This window comes from Kitasatospora sp. NPDC053308 (assembly GCF_055585785.1).
This window is the reverse complement of the sequence record NZ_JBVJJY010000009.1, coordinates 275,884-293,726: the sequence shown is the minus strand read 5'-3', so window position 1 is coordinate 293,726 and position 17,843 is coordinate 275,884. Positions and strand designations below refer to the sequence as shown.

General features: G+C 74.7%; 17 protein-coding genes. 8 read left to right on the top strand and 9 right to left on the bottom strand.

The window, feature by feature from the left end:
* The first annotated feature begins 53 nt into the window (after positions 1–53).
* Complete coding sequence (locus tag ACZ6Y7_RS22175; protein ID WP_465759624.1) at positions 54–653, top strand: maleylpyruvate isomerase N-terminal domain-containing protein; 600 nt, start codon at positions 54–56, stop codon at positions 651–653.
* An 86-nt stretch (positions 654–739) separates the two neighbouring features.
* Here the strand turns inward: ACZ6Y7_RS22175 and ACZ6Y7_RS22170 are convergent, their stop codons facing one another.
* The 4 genes from ACZ6Y7_RS22170 to ACZ6Y7_RS22155 form a co-directional block, all read right to left on the bottom strand.
* Positions 740–1,126, bottom strand: coding sequence for a VOC family protein (locus ACZ6Y7_RS22170; RefSeq protein ID WP_465759623.1), 387 nt, complete (start codon positions 1,124–1,126; stop codon positions 740–742).
* A 5-nt stretch (positions 1,127–1,131) separates the two neighbouring features.
* A complete protein-coding gene (locus ACZ6Y7_RS22165; protein WP_465759622.1) occupies positions 1,132–1,689 on the bottom strand; it encodes a GNAT family N-acetyltransferase in 558 nt (185 codons plus the stop codon).
* 32 nt (positions 1,690–1,721) lie between these two features.
* On the bottom strand, positions 1,722–2,183 hold the full coding sequence (locus ACZ6Y7_RS22160; RefSeq protein WP_465759621.1) for a group II truncated hemoglobin: 462 nt from the start codon (positions 2,181–2,183) through the stop codon (positions 1,722–1,724).
* A gap of 129 nt (positions 2,184–2,312) precedes the next feature.
* A complete protein-coding gene (locus ACZ6Y7_RS22155) occupies positions 2,313–2,585 on the bottom strand; it encodes a hypothetical protein (RefSeq protein ID WP_465759620.1) in 273 nt (90 codons plus the stop codon).
* A gap of 75 nt (positions 2,586–2,660) precedes the next feature.
* Here ACZ6Y7_RS22155 and ACZ6Y7_RS22150 point away from each other — a divergent pair, with 75 nt between their 5' ends.
* The 3 genes from ACZ6Y7_RS22150 (at position 2,661) to ACZ6Y7_RS22140 (ending at position 5,536) form a co-directional block, all read left to right on the top strand.
* Positions 2,661–3,425, top strand: a complete 765-nt coding sequence (locus tag ACZ6Y7_RS22150; protein ID WP_465759619.1) for an SDR family NAD(P)-dependent oxidoreductase — start codon at positions 2,661–2,663, stop codon at positions 3,423–3,425.
* 113 nt (positions 3,426–3,538) lie between these two features.
* Entirely contained in the window at positions 3,539–3,949 is a 411-nt protein-coding gene (locus ACZ6Y7_RS22145; protein WP_465759618.1) for a MerR family transcriptional regulator, read from the top strand.
* Positions 3,950–4,000: 51 nt separating this feature from the next.
* Entirely contained in the window at positions 4,001–5,536 is a 1,536-nt protein-coding gene (locus ACZ6Y7_RS22140) for an AMP-binding protein (protein WP_465759617.1), read from the top strand.
* A gap of 30 nt (positions 5,537–5,566) precedes the next feature.
* Here the strand turns inward: ACZ6Y7_RS22140 and ACZ6Y7_RS22135 are convergent, their stop codons facing one another.
* The gene (locus tag ACZ6Y7_RS22135; RefSeq protein WP_465759616.1) at positions 5,567–6,415 is read right to left on the bottom strand and encodes a helix-turn-helix transcriptional regulator; all 849 of its coding nucleotides are present in this window, start codon (positions 6,413–6,415) and stop codon (positions 5,567–5,569) included.
* Between the two features lie 147 nt (positions 6,416–6,562).
* Between ACZ6Y7_RS22135 and ACZ6Y7_RS22130 the strand changes: the two genes are divergently transcribed.
* The gene (locus ACZ6Y7_RS22130) at positions 6,563–7,414 is read left to right on the top strand and encodes a TIGR03084 family metal-binding protein (RefSeq protein ID WP_465759615.1); all 852 of its coding nucleotides are present in this window, start codon (positions 6,563–6,565) and stop codon (positions 7,412–7,414) included.
* A 204-nt stretch (positions 7,415–7,618) separates the two neighbouring features.
* Here ACZ6Y7_RS22130 and ACZ6Y7_RS22125 read toward each other — a convergent pair whose 3' ends face one another.
* The 3 genes from ACZ6Y7_RS22125 to ACZ6Y7_RS22115 form a co-directional block, all read right to left on the bottom strand.
* The gene (locus tag ACZ6Y7_RS22125) at positions 7,619–11,008 is read right to left on the bottom strand and encodes an error-prone DNA polymerase (RefSeq protein WP_465759614.1); all 3,390 of its coding nucleotides are present in this window, start codon (positions 11,006–11,008) and stop codon (positions 7,619–7,621) included.
* Between the two features lie 58 nt (positions 11,009–11,066).
* A complete protein-coding gene (locus tag ACZ6Y7_RS22120; RefSeq protein WP_465759613.1) occupies positions 11,067–12,896 on the bottom strand; it encodes a DNA polymerase Y family protein in 1,830 nt (609 codons plus the stop codon).
* Positions 12,897–12,957: 61 nt separating this feature from the next.
* A complete protein-coding gene (locus ACZ6Y7_RS22115) occupies positions 12,958–13,725 on the bottom strand; it encodes a hypothetical protein (RefSeq protein WP_465759612.1) in 768 nt (255 codons plus the stop codon).
* Positions 13,726–13,971: 246 nt separating this feature from the next.
* On the opposite strand from ACZ6Y7_RS22115, the gene ACZ6Y7_RS22110 reads away from it, so the two are divergent.
* The 3 genes from ACZ6Y7_RS22110 to ACZ6Y7_RS22100 all read left to right on the top strand — a co-directional run bounded on the left by ACZ6Y7_RS22110 (position 13,972) and on the right by ACZ6Y7_RS22100 (position 16,018).
* Positions 13,972–14,592, top strand: coding sequence for an ArsR/SmtB family transcription factor (locus ACZ6Y7_RS22110; RefSeq protein ID WP_465759611.1), 621 nt, complete (start codon positions 13,972–13,974; stop codon positions 14,590–14,592).
* Positions 14,589–15,326 carry an SRPBCC family protein gene (locus ACZ6Y7_RS22105; protein ID WP_465759610.1) on the top strand — a complete coding sequence of 246 codons (738 nt, stop codon included), beginning with the start codon at positions 14,589–14,591 and terminating at the stop codon, positions 15,324–15,326. The genes ACZ6Y7_RS22110 and ACZ6Y7_RS22105 overlap by 4 nt, the downstream gene beginning before the upstream one ends.
* Positions 15,327–15,445: 119 nt before the next feature.
* Positions 15,446–16,018 (top strand): dihydrofolate reductase family protein, encoded by a 573-nt coding sequence (locus ACZ6Y7_RS22100; protein WP_465759609.1) that lies wholly within the window; start codon positions 15,446–15,448, stop codon positions 16,016–16,018.
* A 697-nt stretch (positions 16,019–16,715) separates the two neighbouring features.
* Here ACZ6Y7_RS22100 and ACZ6Y7_RS22095 read toward each other — a convergent pair.
* Positions 16,716–17,204, bottom strand: coding sequence for a hypothetical protein (locus tag ACZ6Y7_RS22095; protein WP_465759608.1), 489 nt, complete (start codon positions 17,202–17,204; stop codon positions 16,716–16,718).
* Between the last annotated feature and the right edge of the window lie 639 nt (positions 17,205–17,843).

Below are 17,843 nucleotides of genomic sequence, written 5' to 3'. Positions count from 1 at the left end.
CGCCTATCGTGTGACGGCCCGTCGAAAACCCGATCGAAGGACCGGCCGCAGAGATGATCCACAGCAACGGCGACCCCGTACGGGACGCCCTGCACGAGTGCCTGCGGGTGCTCGCCCCGCACACCCGGGACCGCGACTGGAGCGTCCCCGCCGGGCCGCTGGAGTGGAGCTGCCGCGACACCGCCGCCCACATCGCCCACGACCTGCTCGCCTACGCCGGCCAGCTCGCCGCCCGGCCCAGGACCCGCTACCTGCCCTTCGACCTCACCGTCAGCGCCGACGCCGACCCGCCCCAGGTCCTGGACGTCGTCCTCGCCGCCGGCGAACTGCTCGGCAACGCCCTCGACGCCGCCCCGGACGACCTGCGTGCCTACCACCACGGGCCCTGCGAGCCGCGCGGCTTCGCGGCGATGGGCGTCGCCGAGCTGGTGCTGCACACCCACGACATCACCCTCGGCCTCGGCCTGACCTGGCAGCTGCCCGAGGTCTCCAGCCGCTTCGTGCTCAGCCGGCTCTTCCCGGACGCACCGGAGCAGGCGGACACCCGCCCGGCGGAGACCCTGCTCTGGTGCACCGGGCGCGGGGAACTCGACGGCCGCCCGCGCACGTCCTCGTGGGTCTGGCGGGCGGCCAGGGGTGAGTGGCTGGAGTAGTCAGGGCGCTTCCGGCCGGGACGGGCGCCGGTCCGGGATGGAGGCGGCCGGCCCGGACAGCGGCCGTTCGGCCCGGCGGCGGGCGGTCAGCCGGCGCCGGTGGCGGCGCGCTCGGCGCGGCTGCGCTCGACGCAGAACTCGTTGCCCTCCAGGTCCGTCAGGGTGACCCAGCCGGTGCCGTCCGGGCGGCGGTGGTCACCCACCACGGTGGCCCCCAGGGCGAGCAGGCGCTCCACCTCCTCGTCCCGGCTGCGGTCCTGCGGCTGCAGGTCGAGGTGCACCCGGTTCTTCACCGACTTGCCCTCGGGCACCCGGATGAAGAGCAGCGAGGCGCCGGCGGAGTCCACCACCACCTCCGGGTCACCCGGGTTGTCGTCCTCGCCGAGAGTCCCCTGCAGGGCCTCGGCCCAGAAGCCGGCGAGGGCGTACGGGTCGGCGCAGTCGATCGTCACGTGTCGCACCAGAGAAGCCATGCGGACTACTCTGACCGGCCGGGTTCGGATCCGTCCAGCCGTTTCCGGGAGTGCCGGTGACCGGCCGCCGGGTACGGCGGGAAGGGCGGGACGACCTCCGTCAAGGCGTAGCCGCTCTTCTCCGCGACCCGGCAGGAGGCGTGGTTGTCGCCCTCGTGCAGCAGGTCGATCCGGTCCAGGCCGTCGTCGGCGAAAACGGTGAAGGCCCAGTCGGTGAGCGCCCGCACCGCGCGGGGGGCGACCCCCCGGCCACGGGCCGGGCCCGCCGTCCAGTACCCGACCTCGGCCGTCGCCCCGCCCGGCGTGGCGCGCTTGAGCACCACGTTGCCGACCAGCTCGCCCGCGTCCAGCACGGCGAAGCCGTACCGGGTGCCGGACACCCGGCCCTCGTCCTGCGCGGCCAGCCACTGTGCCGCCGCCTCCGGGTCGTCCACCGGGACGCGGGTGTAGCGGCGCAGCACGGCGTCCTGGTGGATCGCGATCAGCGCCGGCGCGTCGGCCGCCTCGAAGGGACGCAGCACCAGGCCGTCGGCCCGTGGCAGCAGGCCATCCGCCCGTGGCACCAGGCCATCGGTCCTCGGGGACGCACCGGCCGTCACGTCCGCAGCCCGTCCCAGCTCCAGCGCGGGGTGGGGCCGGGGTCGCCGAGGTCCGTGCCGGCCGGGGAGGCGGAGACGTCCTCGGCGATCCTGGTGCCCCAGTCGAAGTACTCCAGCACCCGCCGGCGTAGCAGCTCGTCCTCGGGCAACTCCTCGCGGACCGCCTCGGCCATCAGCTCCATCCACCGCAGCCGCTGCTCCTCGGTGATCGCCAGGCCCAGGTGGGCGCGCAGCAGGGCCTGGTGGCCGCCGTGCTCGTCGGTGAAGGCGGTGGGGCCGCCGAAGACCTCGGCCAGCCAGACGGCGACGTGCTCGACGTGGGTGGGGGTGAAGTCCGCGAAGACCGGGGCCAGCAGCGGGTCGGCGAGGACGCCCCGGTAGAAGGTGGTGCTGAGACGCCGCAGGGCGTCGATGCCGCCGACGGCGTCGTAGAGGGTGTCGGGTCGTTGGTCGCTCATGGCTGGGCTCCCCGGGGGTTCGTGACCGTACGTCGAGGCCGTCCGTCCTGGCCGTGCGGTGGGCTGTGGGGCTGTGAGGCTGCGGGGCTGCGGGGCTGCGGGGCTGCGGGGCTGTGCGGTGGGGCCTTCCTAGCAGGCGGACGGCGGCTCCGCCGACGCCATGGCGCTCGTGTTCGCGCCGGGCACAGCAAGCGGAGGGGCGGGCTCCGGCTCACCGGTCGCCAGGTCGCGGGCGCAGGCCTCCCGGACGCGTGCCGGGATCACCCCGCGCCGCACCACCGGCACGCCGTGGGCGGCGGCCCAGGCGCTCAGGGGCAACGGGAGGTCGTCGGGTGCGGGGGCGGGGGCGAGTGCGGGTGCGGGGGCGGGGGCGAGTGCGGGTGCGGGACGGGGGTCGGTCACGAGCCGCATTCTGCCGCCCGCCTCCGACAGGCCCGCTTGACCCTGCCGCCGGCGGCAGGGTCGGAGGGTGGCGCCATGGACACTGTGAACGCGGTAGGGGAACGGGCCGTCGTGGTCACCGGGGCCGGGACGGGGATCGGGCGGGAGACCGCCCGGGCCTTCGCGGCCGAGGGGGCCCGGGTACTCGCGGTCGGGCGGCGGGCGGAGCCGCTGGCCGAGACGGCGGCGGCCGCCCCCGGGCTGATCGAGCCGCTGGCCGTCGACATCACCCGGCCGGACGCGCCGCAGGCGATCGTCGGGGCGGCGCTGGAGCGGTTCGGGCGGCTGGACGTCCTGGTCAACAACGCGGGCTTGACCGGCAGCGGCGGACGGCTCGGCGGCTACACCCGGGAGGGCATCGGGGCCCTGCTGGGCACCAACCTGGTCGCCCCGGTCCTGCTGGCCCAGGCCGCGCTGCCGGCGCTGACCGGGAGCCGGGGCGTGATCGTCAACATCAGCACCGCCGTCGGCCTGCGCGGCTGGCCGTCCAACTCGGTGTACGCGGCGAGCAAGGCCGCGCTGGAGACGGTGACCCGCAGCTGGGCGGTGGAGCTGGCGCCGCGCGGGATCCGGGTGGTGGCGGTGGCGCCGGGGGCGGTCGAGACACCCATCGGCGAGCACGCCGGGCACGGTCCCGAGCAACTGGCGGCGCTGCGGGCCTGGCAGATCGCGCACACCCCGCTCGGCCGGATCGGCCGCCCCGCCGAGGTGGCCTGGGCGGTCACGCAACTCGCCTCGCCCCGCGCCTCGTTCGTGAGCGGCGTAGTGTTGTCGGTCGACGGCGGCGCGTTGGTGGCCTAGAGGTGCGTTGTCGCGTCTTTCGGGCGTTGCCGGGTCGGGCGTGGTCGGGTTTTGGCGTTCGCGGGTCGGGCGTTGTGGGGTCGGGCGTTGTCCAGCGGTGTCGGCGTTGTCTGATGGGGCGGTGGCTACGGGTGCGGATCGGCGAGTTGGCGCGGGCGACGGGGGCGACGGTCCGGGCGCTGCGGCACTACGAACAGGCCGGGCTGATCGACTCCCAGCGCGAGCCGAACGGGTACCGCGACTACCGGGAGTCGGCGGTCGTGCGGGTGCGCAACATCCGCGCGCTGGTGGGCGCCGGGCTCACCTTGGACGACGTCCGGCCGCTGCTGGGCTGTCTGGACGGGGACGTCCTGGCGAACCGGCCGTCGGAGCGGGTGCTGGCGATCGCCCGGGAACGGCTGGACGTGCTGGAGCGCCGGATCGCCGCCCAGACCGAGGTGCGGGACCGGCTCGCGGCGGCCCTCGCCGGTGCCGCGAGGGCCACGGCCGCCACGCCCGTCGCGGCTGCTACGACGGAAGGGTGACACCCCCGATCGGGGGTGTGCACGGGGCGGGCGGGAGAGGACAGTGGGCGCATGCAGATTCCTCTCTCCGTCATGGACTTCCTCGACCGGGCCGAGCTGGTCTACGGCGACCGGGTCGGCATCGTCGACGAACCGGTACAACCGGCCGAATCCTGGGGCGAGCTGAGCTACCGCCGGGTCGCCGAACTCGCCCGCGCCCAGGCGGCGGGGCTGGACCGGCTCGGCGTCGGGCCCGGCGAACGGGTCGCGGTCGTCTCGCACAACTCCGCGAGACTGCTCACCTCCTTCTTCGGGGTGAGCGGCTACGGCCGGGTGCTGGTCCCGGTGAACTTCCGGCTGAAGGCCGAGGAGGTGTCGTACATCGTCGAGCAGAGCGGCGCCTCCGTCCTGCTGGTCGACCCCGAACTCGCGGACGCCCTGGACGGGGTGGGGGCCGAGCACACGTTCGTCCTCGGCGCGGACAGCGACGCCCGGCTGTACGACTTCGACAACACCCCCCGCCCGTACGCCGTTTCCGAGAACGACACCGCCACCATCAACTACACCAGCGGAACCACCGCCCGCCCCAAGGGCGTTCAGCTCACCCACCGCAACGTCTGGCTGAACGCGACGCTGATGGGCCTGCACTACGGCGCGAACGACCGGGACGTCTACCTGCACACCCTGCCGATGTTCCACGCCAACGGCTGGGGCCTGCCGTTCTCCCTCACCGGGCTCGGCGCCCGGCACATCGTGCTGCGCAAGGTGGACGGCGCGGAGATCCTGCGCCGGGTCGAACGGCACGGCGTGACGTTCCTGTCCGGTGCGCCCGCCGTGGTGCAGATGGTGCTGGACGCGGCCGCCGACTGGGACGGCCCGGTGCCCGGCCGGGACCGGGTGCGGATGATCGTCGCCGGCGCCCCGCCGCCGACCTCGGTGGTGCAGCAGGTCGAGGAGCAGCTGGGCTGGGAGTTCATGCAGCTCTACGGCCTGACCGAGACCGCGCCGATCGTCACGGTGAACCGCTCGCGGGCCGAGTGGGACGCGCTGCCGGCCGCCGAGCGGGCCGAGAAGCTGGTGCAGGCGGGCGCCCCCGCGCTCGGCACCCGGCTGCGGGTCGACGAGCAGGGCGAGGTGCTGGTGCGCTCCAACACCGTGCTGGACGGCTACTGGAAGCAGCCGGAGGCCACCGCCGAGGCGCTGCGGGACGACTGGTTCCACACCGGCGACGGCGGCACCCTGGTGGACGGCCAACTGAGCATCTCGGACCGGAAGAAGGACGTCATCATCAGCGGCGGGGAGAACGTCTCCTCGATCGAGGTGGAGGACTGCCTGTACGGCCACCCGGCGGTCGCCGAGGCGGCCGTGATCGGGGTGCCGGACGAGAAGTGGGGCGAGACGGTGAAGGCGCTGGTGGTCCTCCGGGACGGCCACGGGCCGGTCACCGAGGCCGAGTTGATCGCGCACTGCAAGCAGCGGCTGGCCGGCTACAAGTCGCCCACCTCGGTGGAGATCCGGGACGTGCTGCCGCGCACCGCCACCGGGAAGCTGCAGAAGTTCCGGCTGCGCGAGCCGTACTGGGCCGGGCGGGAGCGCCAGGTCAACTGAGCGCCGGGCGCTCCGGGTCGGCCGTGCGCTTCAGTCGACGAGGCCGGTCTCCCGGGCCGCGAGGGCGAGTTCGGTCCGGTTGCGGACGCCGAGCTTGTGCATCGCGGACTTGAGGTAGCCGGTCACGGTGTTGCGGGTCAGGCCCAGTCGGGCGGCGATCTCCGGGTTCGTCCGGCCGGTCGCCGCCCAGCGCAGCACCTCGTGCTCGCGCGGGGTCAACGGCCTTACAGGGGCGGCCGGTCGGGACTCCGGGCCCGGCGCAGGGCGGAGCTGCGGGTCCGGCGCAGGGCGGGTCTGCGGGCGGGGCGCCGACCAGGGTGCGTCGCGGCTCCAGGCGGCGGCCCCGGCGATCGCCCGGGCGGCGGCCCGGGCCAGCGCGTCCACGGCGGAGATCCGGACGTCCCCGAACGGCACGACGGCCCGCACCGAGGCGTACACCACGCCGTGCACGGTGCCGCCGTCCATCAGCGGGACGGTCAGCATCGCGTACAGGTCGTCGGCGGCCACGCCCGCGTCGTAGTGGTGCGAGATGGTCGTCGCGGCCCGGTAGTCGGGCACCCAGGCGGGCGCGCGCTCCGCGAGCGCCCGCCCGCCGAGGCCGAGACCGGCCGGGACGACCGCGTTGTGCAGCAGGTCGGCCCGGGTGCCCGCCCAGTGGCGCAGCACCATGCCCTCGTCGCCCTTCGCGTGCCCGGGCAGCGGCTCCGGCACGCCGACCAGTCCGACGTCCGCACCGCACTCGGCGACCACCCGGCGGGCGAGGTCGCCGAGCACGGCGTCCCGTACCAGCGCGGCGGCGCGCGCGGCGACGTCGGGGTCGTCGGGCGGCGCGGCGGCACTACCGGGTTGCGCGAGGTGGGGGTCCGCAGCCCTTGTCATCGCGCGATTGTCACACGCGGTGGGGCCGGTGGCGAGAGTCCTGACGTGCGTGTTCCGTGGAGTGGCGGGCGCCGGCGGCGGGGCGGGCGTAGGGTGCCGCCGCGGGCTACCGACGAGTACCGACTGCCGTGACCGGAAGGGAAGCCGATGACCGACCCGAACGCCCCGGGCAACCCCCCGCCCGTCCCGCCCGTCCCGCCCGTCCTGCACGGCCTGCTGGCCGATGTGGCGGCCGAGAGCGCGGTGCTGGACGACCTGGTGAGCGGGCTGCCGGCGGAGGACTGGGCCCGGCCGACGCCCGCCGAGGGCTGGACGATCGCGCACCAGATCGCCCACCTGGCCTGGACCGACGACTGGACGGCCCTGGCCGCGCGCGACGCGGAGGGCTTCGGCGCGGCGCTCGGCGAGCGCTTCGGCGCCCTGCTGGAAGCCGGCGTGGACCCGGTCGAGGAGGGCGCCCGCGAGGGCGCGACCGCCCAACCGGATGCCCTGCTGGCCCGCTGGCGGACCGGCCGGGCCGAGGTGCTGGCCGCGCTGGCCGCCGCGCCGTCCGACGTCCGGCTGGCCTGGTTCGGCCCGCCGATGAAGCCCGCGTCGATGGCGACCGCCCGACTGATGGAGACCTGGGCGCACGGCCAGGACGTCGCGGACGCCCTCGGTGTCACCCGTGAGCCCACCGACCGGCTGCGGCACATCGCCCACCTGGGGCTGCGCACCCTGGGCTTCGCCTTCGGCGCGCACGGCCTGCCCGCGCCGGAGCGCCCGGTCCGGCTCGAACTGACCGCCCCCGACGGCGGCCTGTGGGCCCTCGGCCCGGCCGAGGCCACGGACGTGGTGACCGGCCCGGCCCTGGACTTCTGCCTGCTGGTGACCCAGCGCCGCCACCGCGACGACCTGGCCCTCACCGCCACCGGCCCGGTCGCCACCGCCTGGCTCCCGATCGCCCAGGCCTTCGCCGGGGCGCCGGGCCAGGGGCGGCCGCCCGCCTCCGGCACCTGAGCGGTCGCGGCCCGGTCCGCGCATAGACTGCGAGCCGGCCGAACGCACCCGCCGGAGGATGCACCGGAGGCGCCGGAGGCCCCATGAGCTTCTACGTGCGGTACCGCGACTTCGTCGAGTGCGCATCCCCGCTCCCTTCGACTTCGACCTGGACCTGAGCGCGCTGGTGCGCTACCCCGACTGAGCGGGCCGGGGCTCCGGAGGTCACAGCCCGATCCGGAGCGGGGTGAGCCGGGTGGCGATCAGGTTGGTGGCGCCGCGGTCGCGCTCGACGCGGCCGTGGACCAGCAGACCGGCGCGGTCCAGGGCGGTGCGGCGCTGGGACTCCCAGACCGGGCGGTTGCAGATCACGTTGATCAGGCCGGTCTCGTCCTCCAGGCTGAGGAAGAGCACCCCGCCGGCCGTCGGCGGCCGCTGCCGGTGGGTGACCAGACCGCCGACCACCACCTCCGTTCCCGGTGGCACGTCCGGGAGTTGGGCTGCGGAGAGCGCGCCGCCGCGTTCCAGCCGGCCCCGCAGATGCTGCAGCGGGTGGCTGGTGGCGGAGGTGCCGGTGGCCCACAGGTCGGCGATGGTCTCCTCGACCGGGCTCATGCCGGGCAGCTCCGGCGCCTCGGTGCCGGGCGTGGTGCCGGGGATCAGCTCGGCCGAGACACCGGCGAACGCCCCCGCCGACCACAGGGCCTGACGTCTCGTCAGGCCGAAGCAGTCGAAGGCGCCCGCCGTCGCCAGCGCCTCCAGGACGGGCGCGGGCAGAGCGGTGCGGCGGGCGAAGTCCTCCAGGTCGGCGTACGGCTGTCCGGCGACGATCGCCTCGGCCTGCGGGGTGCCGATGCCGCGGACGGTCTCCAGGCCGAGCCGGATGGCCGGTTGCGGGCGCCCGGCGGTCAGCGGCGGTTTCGGGGTCGGCCCCCGGTACGGTTCCAGGGTGGGGCGCGCGCCGCTGGCGTTGACGTCCACCCCGCGCACCCGCACGCCGTGCCGCCGGACGTCCGCGACCAGGCTCAGCGGCGAGTAGAAGCCCATCGGCTGGTTGGCCAGCAGGGCGCAGGTGAAGGCCGCCGGGAAGTGGTACTTGAGCCAGGCGCTGGCGTACACCAGGTAGGCGAAGCTGATCGCGTGGCTCTCCGGGAAGCCGTAGTGGGAGAAGGCCTCGATCTTCCCGTAGACGTCCTCGGCGACCTCCGGCGGGATGCCGCGCTCGGCCATCCCGCCCAGCAGCCGCTCGCGCAGCCGGGCGACCCGCTCGTGCGAGCGCTTGGCGCCCATCGCCTGCCGCAGCCGGTCTGCCTCGGCGGGCGTGAACCCGGCGCAGTCGATGGCGAGTTGCATCATCTGCTCCTGGAACAGCGGCACCCCGAGGGTCTTGCCGAGCGCGTTCTCCATCAGCGGGTGCGGGCAGCCGGGCGGTTCGGCCCCGGCGCGGCGGCGCAGGTAGGGGTGGACGGAGCCGCCCTGGATGGGCCCGGGGCGGATCAGCGCGACCTCGACCACCAGGTCGTAGAAGTGGTCCGGCTTGAGCCGGGGCAGGGTCGCCATCTGCGCCCGGGACTCGACCTGGAACACCCCGACGGTGTCGGCCCGGCACAGCATCGCGTACACGCCCTCGTCGTCGTCCGGGATGGTGGCCAGGTCGTAGCGCAGGCCGTGGTGGAGCGCGACCAGGTCGCAGGCGTCGTGCAGCGCGGCGAGCATGCCGAGGCCGAGCAGGTCGATCTTCACCAGTCCGGCGCCGGCGGTGGACTCCTTGTCCCACTGCAGGACGGAGCGCCCGGGCATCCGGGCCCACTCGGTGGGGCAGATCTCGCCGATCGGCTCCCTGGTGAGCACCATGCCGCCCGAGTGGATGCCCAAGTGGCGCGGCAGGCCGTGCAGTTGACCGGCGAGCGAGAGCACGTCGGCCGGGATGACGGCGTCCGCGCCGGGGGCGGAGCGGAAGTCGGTCTGCCGGCTGAACGCGTCCACCTGCCCCTGCGGGTAGCCGAGCACCCGGGCGGCGTCGCGGATCGCCAGCCGGGGCCGGTAGGTGATCACATTGGCGACCTGGGCGGCGTGCTCGCGCCCGTACCGGCCGTAGACGTACTGGATGACCTCCTCGCGGCGGCGGTTCTCGATGTCCAGGTCGATGTCGGGCGGCCCGTCCCGGGCGGTGGAGAGGAAGCGTTCGAACAGCAGCTTGTAGTGGATCGGGTCGACGGCGGTGATCCCGAGGGCGTAGCAGACCGCCGAGTTGGCGGCCGAGCCGCGGCCCTGGCACCAGATGTCCCGGCTCCGGCAGAAGTCCACGATGTCGTGCACGATCAGGAAGTAGCCGGCCAGGGCGAGGTCCTCGATCACGTCCAGCTCCTTGGCGAGCTGGCGGCGGGCGGCGGCGTTGCCGGGCCCGAAGCGGGCCGGGCCGCCGGCCGCGACCAGGGCGCGCAGGTGGCTGATCTCGGTCTCGCCCTCGGGGACGGGATAGCCCGGCAGCTCCGGGTCCAGCGTGGCGAAGTCGAAGGCGCAGGCCCGGCCGAGGTCGACGGTGGCCCGCTGCACGCCCGGGAAGCGGGCCAACCGGCCGGCCATCTCGCGGCCCGAGCGCAGGTGCGCGGTGCCGGCCGCCCTGGTCCAGCCGACCGCGTCCTGCAGGGTGCGGCGCTCCTGCAGCGCGGCGAGGCTCTGCGCGAGGCGGCCCTGGGCGGGGCCGGCGTGGTGGGCGTTGGTGGAGGCGACGACGGGCAGGCCCGCCCGGGCGGCGAGGGCGGCGAGGGCGTCGTTGCGCCGGTCGTCGCCGGGCAGCCACTGGTCGATCAGTTCGACGTACACGTTCTCGCGGCCGAACGCCTCGGTGAGGGTGCGCAGTCGGCGCTCGGCCTCGGCGTGGCCGGGGGCGTGGGTGCGCCGGTCGGGGGCGGGGCGGTCGGGGGCGTGCTGGTGGTCGCGGCCGCGGCGCTCGCGTGCCTCGGCGAGGGCGGCGGGGACCCGGCCGAGGCGGCAGCCGGTGAGCACCGCCCAGTGGCCGCCGTGCGCCTCGGCCAGCGCCGCGAGGTCGTACGCCGGGCGGCCCTTCGCGCCGCCGGCCAGCTGGGCGGCGGCGATCGCGGCGGACAGGCGGCGGTAGCCGACCGGGTCGCGGGCGAGGACCAGCAGGTGTTCGGTGCTCCGCTCGTGGCGGATGGTCAGCTCGGCACCGAACACGGTGGCCACCCCGGTGCCCCGGGCCGCCTGGGCGAGCCGGACGGCGCCGTACAGGCCGTCGTGGTCGGTGATCGCGAGGGTCTCCACGCCCAGCCGGGCCGCCTCGGCGACCAGGTCCTCCGGGTCGCTGGCGCCGTCCAGGAAGCTGAAGGCGGAGTGGACGTGCAGCTCGGCCCAGGGTTCGGCGGCACGCTCCGGCGCGGCCGGGGGCTCCTCCGGGGCGACGTGGGGGCGCAGCGGGACGACCGTACGGTCCGTACCGTGCGTGCGGTCCGTGCGGCCCGTGCCGTCCGGTGCCGCGCCGTCCGGTGCCGTGCCGTCCGTGCGGCCCGTAGCGTCCGGTGCCGCGCCTGCCGGGCCGGTCAGGCGGCGGTGCAGCTCGCTCCAGGGGAGGGTGGGGTGGCTGGTGAAGCCCATCGGGGGTTGCCTTCGTCGTTCTCGTACTCGTCCTGCTCCCCCCTGGTCGGACCGCCGGTCAGTCGTAACCGGCCTCCAGGTACCACGCACCCCCCTCCACGGTGAGCAGCAGCGCCCGGCCGCCGCCCAGCACGACCTGGAACCGCGCCCGGCGGCGGGCGAGCGACTGGTCCCACCAGTACTCGACCGCCGGCCAGGGCCCGGTCCAGCCGTCCACCGGCTCCTCCCGCCCCCGGATCACGACCAGGGCCGGCCGGGCCGACACCCCCGCCCGGCCGTCCACCGTGACCGGCTGCCCGGTCTCGTCCAGCACCCGCACCGGTGCGGGATCCCGCAGCACCACGGCCGGCCACACCTCCGGCAGCCGCCCCGGCCAGGGCGCGTCGGCCGGCACCGCCGCCTCGTACGGCTCGCCCCACGGCACCTTGACCACCTGCTCGCCCGGGCCCCGCCCGCCGGCCGGCTCGATCCGGCGCAGCCCGGCGTGCCCGAGCACCGCCTGCACCCGGGCGACCGCGCGTTCCACCCGGTCGTCCGCGACGGCCTGGCCCCACAGCGCCAGCTGGCGGCCCTGGTCCGGAGAGAAGCCGTCGGGGGCCAGCCGGAGCAGGATGAAGCCGGTGTCGGGGCTCTCGTCGCGGCTTTGGTCGGGGCCCTGCTCGTCGATGCCCTGGCCGGGGCCTCGATCGGGGCCCTGAGTGAGGCCCCGGTCGTGCCCTCGGCCGGGGCCCCGGTCGGGGCTTTCGACGGCGGGGCCGAAGGTGCCCGCGCCCTGCCAGGCCTGGAGCTGCCAGCGGACCCGCTCGGCCAGTGCCGTCGCCGACAGCCGGCCCTCGTGCCGCCACAGCCGGGAGGCCGTCCGGCCGTCCGCGCAGGCCACCTCGACGGCCACCCGGCGGCAGGTCAGCCCTGCCCCGGCCAGCCGCTGGTGCAGCGCCTCGGCCAGCGTGCGGGCGACGAAGACCAGCGGCTCGGCCAGCGGCTCCGGCGGATCGAAGCGGTGCTCGACGGCGAGGTCCGGCTCCTCCTCGCGCGGGACCAGCGGACGCGGCTGCAACCCGCGGGCCAGCCGGTGTGCGACCGTCCCCGGCGGTCCGAAGCGGTCCGCGACCGCCTCCGGCGGCAGCGCGGCGAACGACCCCACGGTGGGCAGGCCGAGCCGCCCGAGCAGCTCGGCCACGGCCTCGTCGCCCAACGCGCTCACCGGGTAGGGGGCGAGGAACTCCGCCGTCCGTCCCGCCGGGACCAGCACCCCGGCACGGGCGGCCAGCACCGCGGCGAACAGGCCGTCGGCGACGCCGACTTGGGCGTGCGGGGTGACGGGCGCACCGGGGGTGCCGGGCACGCCGGGGGTGCCGGGTGCGCCGGGTGCTTCGGCGGCCTCGGAAGCGTCGGCGGCCTCCGGGGGGTCGGCGGCCTCGGGGGTGTCGGCGGCCTCGGGGTTCACCGCGCCCGGGACGGCGTCCGGGACGAGCGGCTGCCCGAGGGCGTCCGCCACCGCCGTACGGACCTTGGCGGCCAGCGCCTCCTCGCCGCCGAAGTAGCGGCCCGGGCCCTTCACCGGAATGGCGCACAGGCCCGGGCGGATCACCTCCACCCGGGGTGTGAACGCCTCCACCGCGGCGACCACCGGCTCGAAGCGGCGGGTCTCCACCTCCGGGTCGCGGTCGCGCAGCTCCAGCTCCGGGCAGAGCCGCTGGGCCAGCTTGAGCCGCTGCCCCTGCCGCACCCCGGCCGCCCGGGCACCCGCCGAGCAGGCGAGGATCCGCCCGCCCTCGGTCACCGCCACCGGGTCGTCACCCGTGACGGCCACCACCGGCCAGTCCGGGCACCAGACCACCAGCACCCGCGGGGTCCGGTCCTCCGCGACTCCGGACGGGCCGGACACCCCGTTCCCGGACCTCCCGTTCCCGGACATCTCGGCTCCGGACCTCCCGTTCCCGGGCATCTCAGACCACCGCCGCGACACGTGGGTGCGCCGGTTCGACCCGTTCGACCGGTTCCACCGATTCCGGCACGAGCTGCGGCTGTTCCTGGGGCAGGCCCACCCGGGCCGGCTGCTCCCGCACCGGGCGCACCTCGCCGTACTCGTCCGGCAGCCAGAGCCGGGCCGTCCGGCCGCGCACCGCCGAGCCGCGCCCCTCCGCCACCACCTCCACCTGCCGGCCGGCGAGCTGCCCGTGGCCGTCGCCCAGGCCGAACCAGCGCCCGGACCGCACCCCCAGCCGCAGCGCGGCGCCCGGCCACGGTCCGGCCACCAGCAGTACGCAGCCGCTGCGCCGCAGCACCGCCGCCAATCGGGCGGCCAGCTTCGGCGGCACCGGCCCGTCCGGGCGCAGCATCACCAGTTCGACCGCGCCGGCCAGCACCGACACCACCTCGGCCCAGTGCGGGCCCGGGTCGTCCGCGACCAGCAGTCGGCGCAGGTCCAGTCCGTACCCCTCGGCGGCGGCCAGTCCCAGGTCCGGCAGCCCGACCGCCGCCGCCCAGCCCCCCTCGGTCTCCCGCACCCCGGCGGCCAGCGCCAGCAGCAGCCCGGTATCCCCACCCGCCACCGACACCGCGCTCCCGCGCCGCAGCCCGCCGTCCGGCAGCACCTCCCGCAGCGCGGGCGGCACCGGCAGCAGCCCCCGGGGCCCCAGCTGCCCGCCGCCGGGCTGCCCGCCGCCTGGCCGTCCGCCGCCCGGCTCCCCCGGCAGGGCAGCCGGGAGCGCCACCGGCCGGAGCGGGGGGCGCGTGGCCTGCTCGGCGGTGGATTCGAAAACAGATTCGAAAACGGGCACAGCCCCAGGATCGAACATCCGTTCGCAAAGATTCAAGTCCGACCCGGTAGCCCCACCCGTCACTCTCCGTGCCAGGTCGCGGCTGGTGCGGCCCCGGAAGGGTGGTGGCGTTCGGCCGACCGGACTACCGACAAGTCTTTTTTCCTTGACAAATTTTCTTGTCGGATGAAGCCTGGAGGGGTGCTGGACGTCGCTGTGATCGAAGAACCCGCCGCGGCCGAGGCGTCCCTGGATCCGATCCGGGCCCGCATCCTCGCCGCCCTGGCCGAACCCGGCTCGGCCGCCATGCTGGCCGGCCGCCTGGACCTGCCCCGGCAGAAGGTCAACTACCACCTCAAGGAACTGGCGCGGCACGGACTCGTCGAACTCGTCGAGGAACGGCGCAAGGGCAACGTCACCGAACGGGTGTACCGCGCCACCGCCGCCTCCTACGTGATCTCCCCCGGCGTCCTGGCCGCCGTCAGCCCCGACCCCGCCCGCTCCCCCGACCAGCTCTCCGCCCACTGGCTGCTCGCCCTGGGCTCCCGGCTGGTGCAGGAGGTCGGGAGCCTGCTGACCGGCGCCGCCCGGGCCCGGCAGCGGGTCGCCACCTTCGGCATCGACGCCGAGGTCCGGTTCGCCTCCGCGGCCGACCGGACGGCCTTCGCCGAGGAACTGGCCCACGCCGTGGCGGCCTTGGTCGGCCGCTACCACGACGAATCCGCCCCCGGCGGCCGCAGCCACCGGGTGGTCGTCGGGCTCCACCGGATCCCGGCGACCGCGCAGGCGGCACCCGCCGCCCCCCAGGAGGCCCCACGATGACGCACCCGTTCGAGATCGAGCTGGAGACCACCCTGCCGGCGACCCCGGAACAGGTCTGGGAGGCGATCGCCACCGGCCCGGGGATCGACTCCTGGTTCATGGGCCGCAACGAACTGGACCCGCGCGAGGGCGGCACCGCCGTCATGGAGACCGGGGGCCACCGCGCGGAGGCGGTGATCACCGCCTACGAACCCGGCAAGCGCCTGGCCACCCGTACGAGCACCGCCGAGGACGGCCGGTTCATGGCCTTCGAGTACCTGGTCGAAGGCCGGGACGGCGGCTCCACCGTGCTCCGCGTCGTCCACAGCGGCCTGCTCGGCGACGACTGGCAGGACGAGTACGACGCGCTGCGCCGCGGCTGGCCCTTCCACCTGCACACGCTCCGCGAGTACCTCAGCCACTTCCCCGGGCGCACCGCCGCGCCCGTCTTCGCCGCCGCGCCGTCAGGGGACCGCCCGCAGACGGAGATCCGGGCCGCCCTCGCCCACGCCCTGTCGCTGCCGCTCCCGGTCACCACCGGCGCACGCGCCTACGCAGAGCCGGCCGGACTGCCCCCGCTGGACGCCGAGGTGGTCTGGGCGGACGACGAGCGCTTCGAGCTCCGCTCCGCCGACGCGATCCACACCTTCCACCACGGCTCGGGTGTGGTGCTGATGTTCCACCACCTCTTCGGCCCGGCGCCGGAGGCGGCCGAAGCCGCCTGGCAGCAGTGGCTGACCGGGCTCTTCGCCTGAACGCCCTACCTGTACCGGGCGGGCTCCGGATGCGCTCCGGATCTGCCCTGGACGTGCTCCGAACGTGCTCCGAACGTGCTCCGCAAAACCCACTGGAACAAGGAATTGAGGAATCACCGATGCGCACCCTGATCAGCACCGCCTTCATCTCGCTCGACGGCGTCGTCGACTCCCCCGGCGGCGAGGCCGGCTACCGGAACGCCGGATGGACCTTCAAGGACATCGAGTTCCTCCCGGAGGCCTTCGAGATCAAGGGCCGGGAGCAGGAGGAGGCCACCGCGATGCTGCTGGGCCGGGTCAGCTACCAGGCGTTCAGCCCGGTGTGGCCGGACATGGCGGACTTCGCCCGCTACAAGACCCTGCCCAAGTACGTCGTCTCCACCACCCTCACCGACGAGGACCTGGTGTCGAACTGGGGCGAGACCACCATCCTGCGGTCGCTGGACGAGGTCGCCGCCCTGAAGGAGACCGAGGGCGGGCCGATCATCGTCCACGGCAGCGCCGCCCTGAACCGGGCCCTCTCCGACGCCGGCCTGATCGACCGCTACCACCTGCTCGTCTTCCCCCTGCTGCTCGGCGCGGGCAAGCGCCTGTTCAGCACCACGGACAAGGACGCCCAGAAGCTGAAGCTGGTCGAGCACGAGGTCTACGGCAACGGCCTACAGAAGCAGGTCTTCGACGTGGTCCACTGACACGCGATCCCGCTGCCCGGAGCAACGGCGAAGTGACTTGTCGTCAATTCACCCGCCAGGTAGGCAAGATGAGAAACTCGGTGTCGGACTGCCGTTCCACGAAAGGGCCCGCCCGGGGAGGACCGCGCCAGCAGGTCGCGGAGGTCCGCCTCGAAGTCCGGGAGGCGGTCGGCGAAGAGCTGCGGGGCCGAGGAGGAGAGCGAGAGGGGAGGAGAGCGAGAGGACGCCCGCGACCGCGTCGTCCACCGTACGCTCCAGCGGCCCGCCGCCCGGAACGACGATCCGCTGCGGTCCGGTGAAGCCCGCCCGGGCGAGGAGATCGCCTCCCCCGCCCGGCGTGCCGTGCGGCAGCAGGCCCCGACCGGCCCGACGGACCGGCCCGAGGCAGCGCCGGACCAGCTCGCCGATCGCGCCGTACGGCACCGGCGGATGCGCGAGCCCCAGGGCGGGGAGGGGTGCACCCGCCAGGGCCGGGGACAGCGGGTCCGGCGGCGCGGCCTTCGGGTCCGGGATCGGGGACAGCGGGTCCGGCCGCGTGGCCTTCAGGTCCGGGATCTGCACCAGTGCGCCGCCGGGGCGCAGCATCCGCCGTACGGCCGCCGCCACGAGGTCGCGGTCCATCCGGTTTCTCTGAACTCACGACTTTGCCTCCGCTGCAGCCCGGGAGGGCTGGCCACTGCCCTCCCGGACGAGGTGGTCACAGGACGCGGTGCTCCTTCAGCCAGACGTCGTCGAGGTGGATGAAGGCCCATTTCTCGGCTTCGGCTTCCTCGCGCCTCTCAAACAGGATCTCGTTGAACTCGGCGACTTCGACGAGGTAGAGGTGGACGTCCTCGTGCCGGATGATGATCGTCGTCTGGGCGAAGGACGTGGTGCTCTCCGCAGTCCAGTCCAGCGGGAACTCCACGAGCATGATGTGCGTGGTGCGGTCTGGATCGAACGGCTTCCACAGGTCTCGGCGAAGCTTGTGAGTGCAGCCAGGGATGCGGGAGATCTCGCTCGCGGACGCTGTCACCAGGAGCTTGGCGTCGATGAGCCAGTCGCCGTCGACGATGTCATGGCCCTTGCGCCGCCCCCCGTAGAGGGTGGGTTCACCGCCCTTCACGCTGAGCCAGTGAGCGACGACGTGTTCAGCCGCGACGGCCCTGACCGGGCCGAACGCCGAAGGCTCTATGTGGATGGTCACTGCTCTCTCCTCGGGCTCTGGCCGTCAGACCGACGACGGTCGGAACGTAGCAGCGCCATGCCTCGCGTCCGCATGGTGAGGAACCGTCGGTCAGCTGGGTCGGGTGGCGATGATCGCCTCGGTGCGTACGAGTTCGTCGAAGGTGCCCCGGGGCTGAACTCCACCAGCGCCTGACGCAGGTCGCGTTCGAAGTCATCTTTCGTGTCGACGAGTTGGGCCGGGCTGCCGTAGCTGAAGGAGAACTGCAGGCCGATGACCTGGTCCAGGGCGCGGGTGACCGTGCGGTCCCAGTGGTCGACCTCGGCGTGGGGCGTCAGGGCAGTCCAACAGAAAGTCTGACGGATCGTCCGGGGAGCTGTGCCCTTCCCCGGTCGCCGCCTGCCGGTCTTGGCGCTCACCGTACCCGCGCGCCCGGAACGGGGCTTGTGGCGAGGGAACTTGTTCTGCTGGAGCCACAGCGTGAAGACTCGTGTCTCGTCGATGGTGACCGGTCCCTGGTTCCGCTTCCTGCGGGCCGTCGAGGTTCCTTGGGCAACAGCTCAATGGACCAATGGGACGACGGGCCAACGGGCCGACGAGCCAACGAGCCGACGAGCCAACGAGCCAACGAGCCGACGAGCAAACGGGCTTGATCGTGGC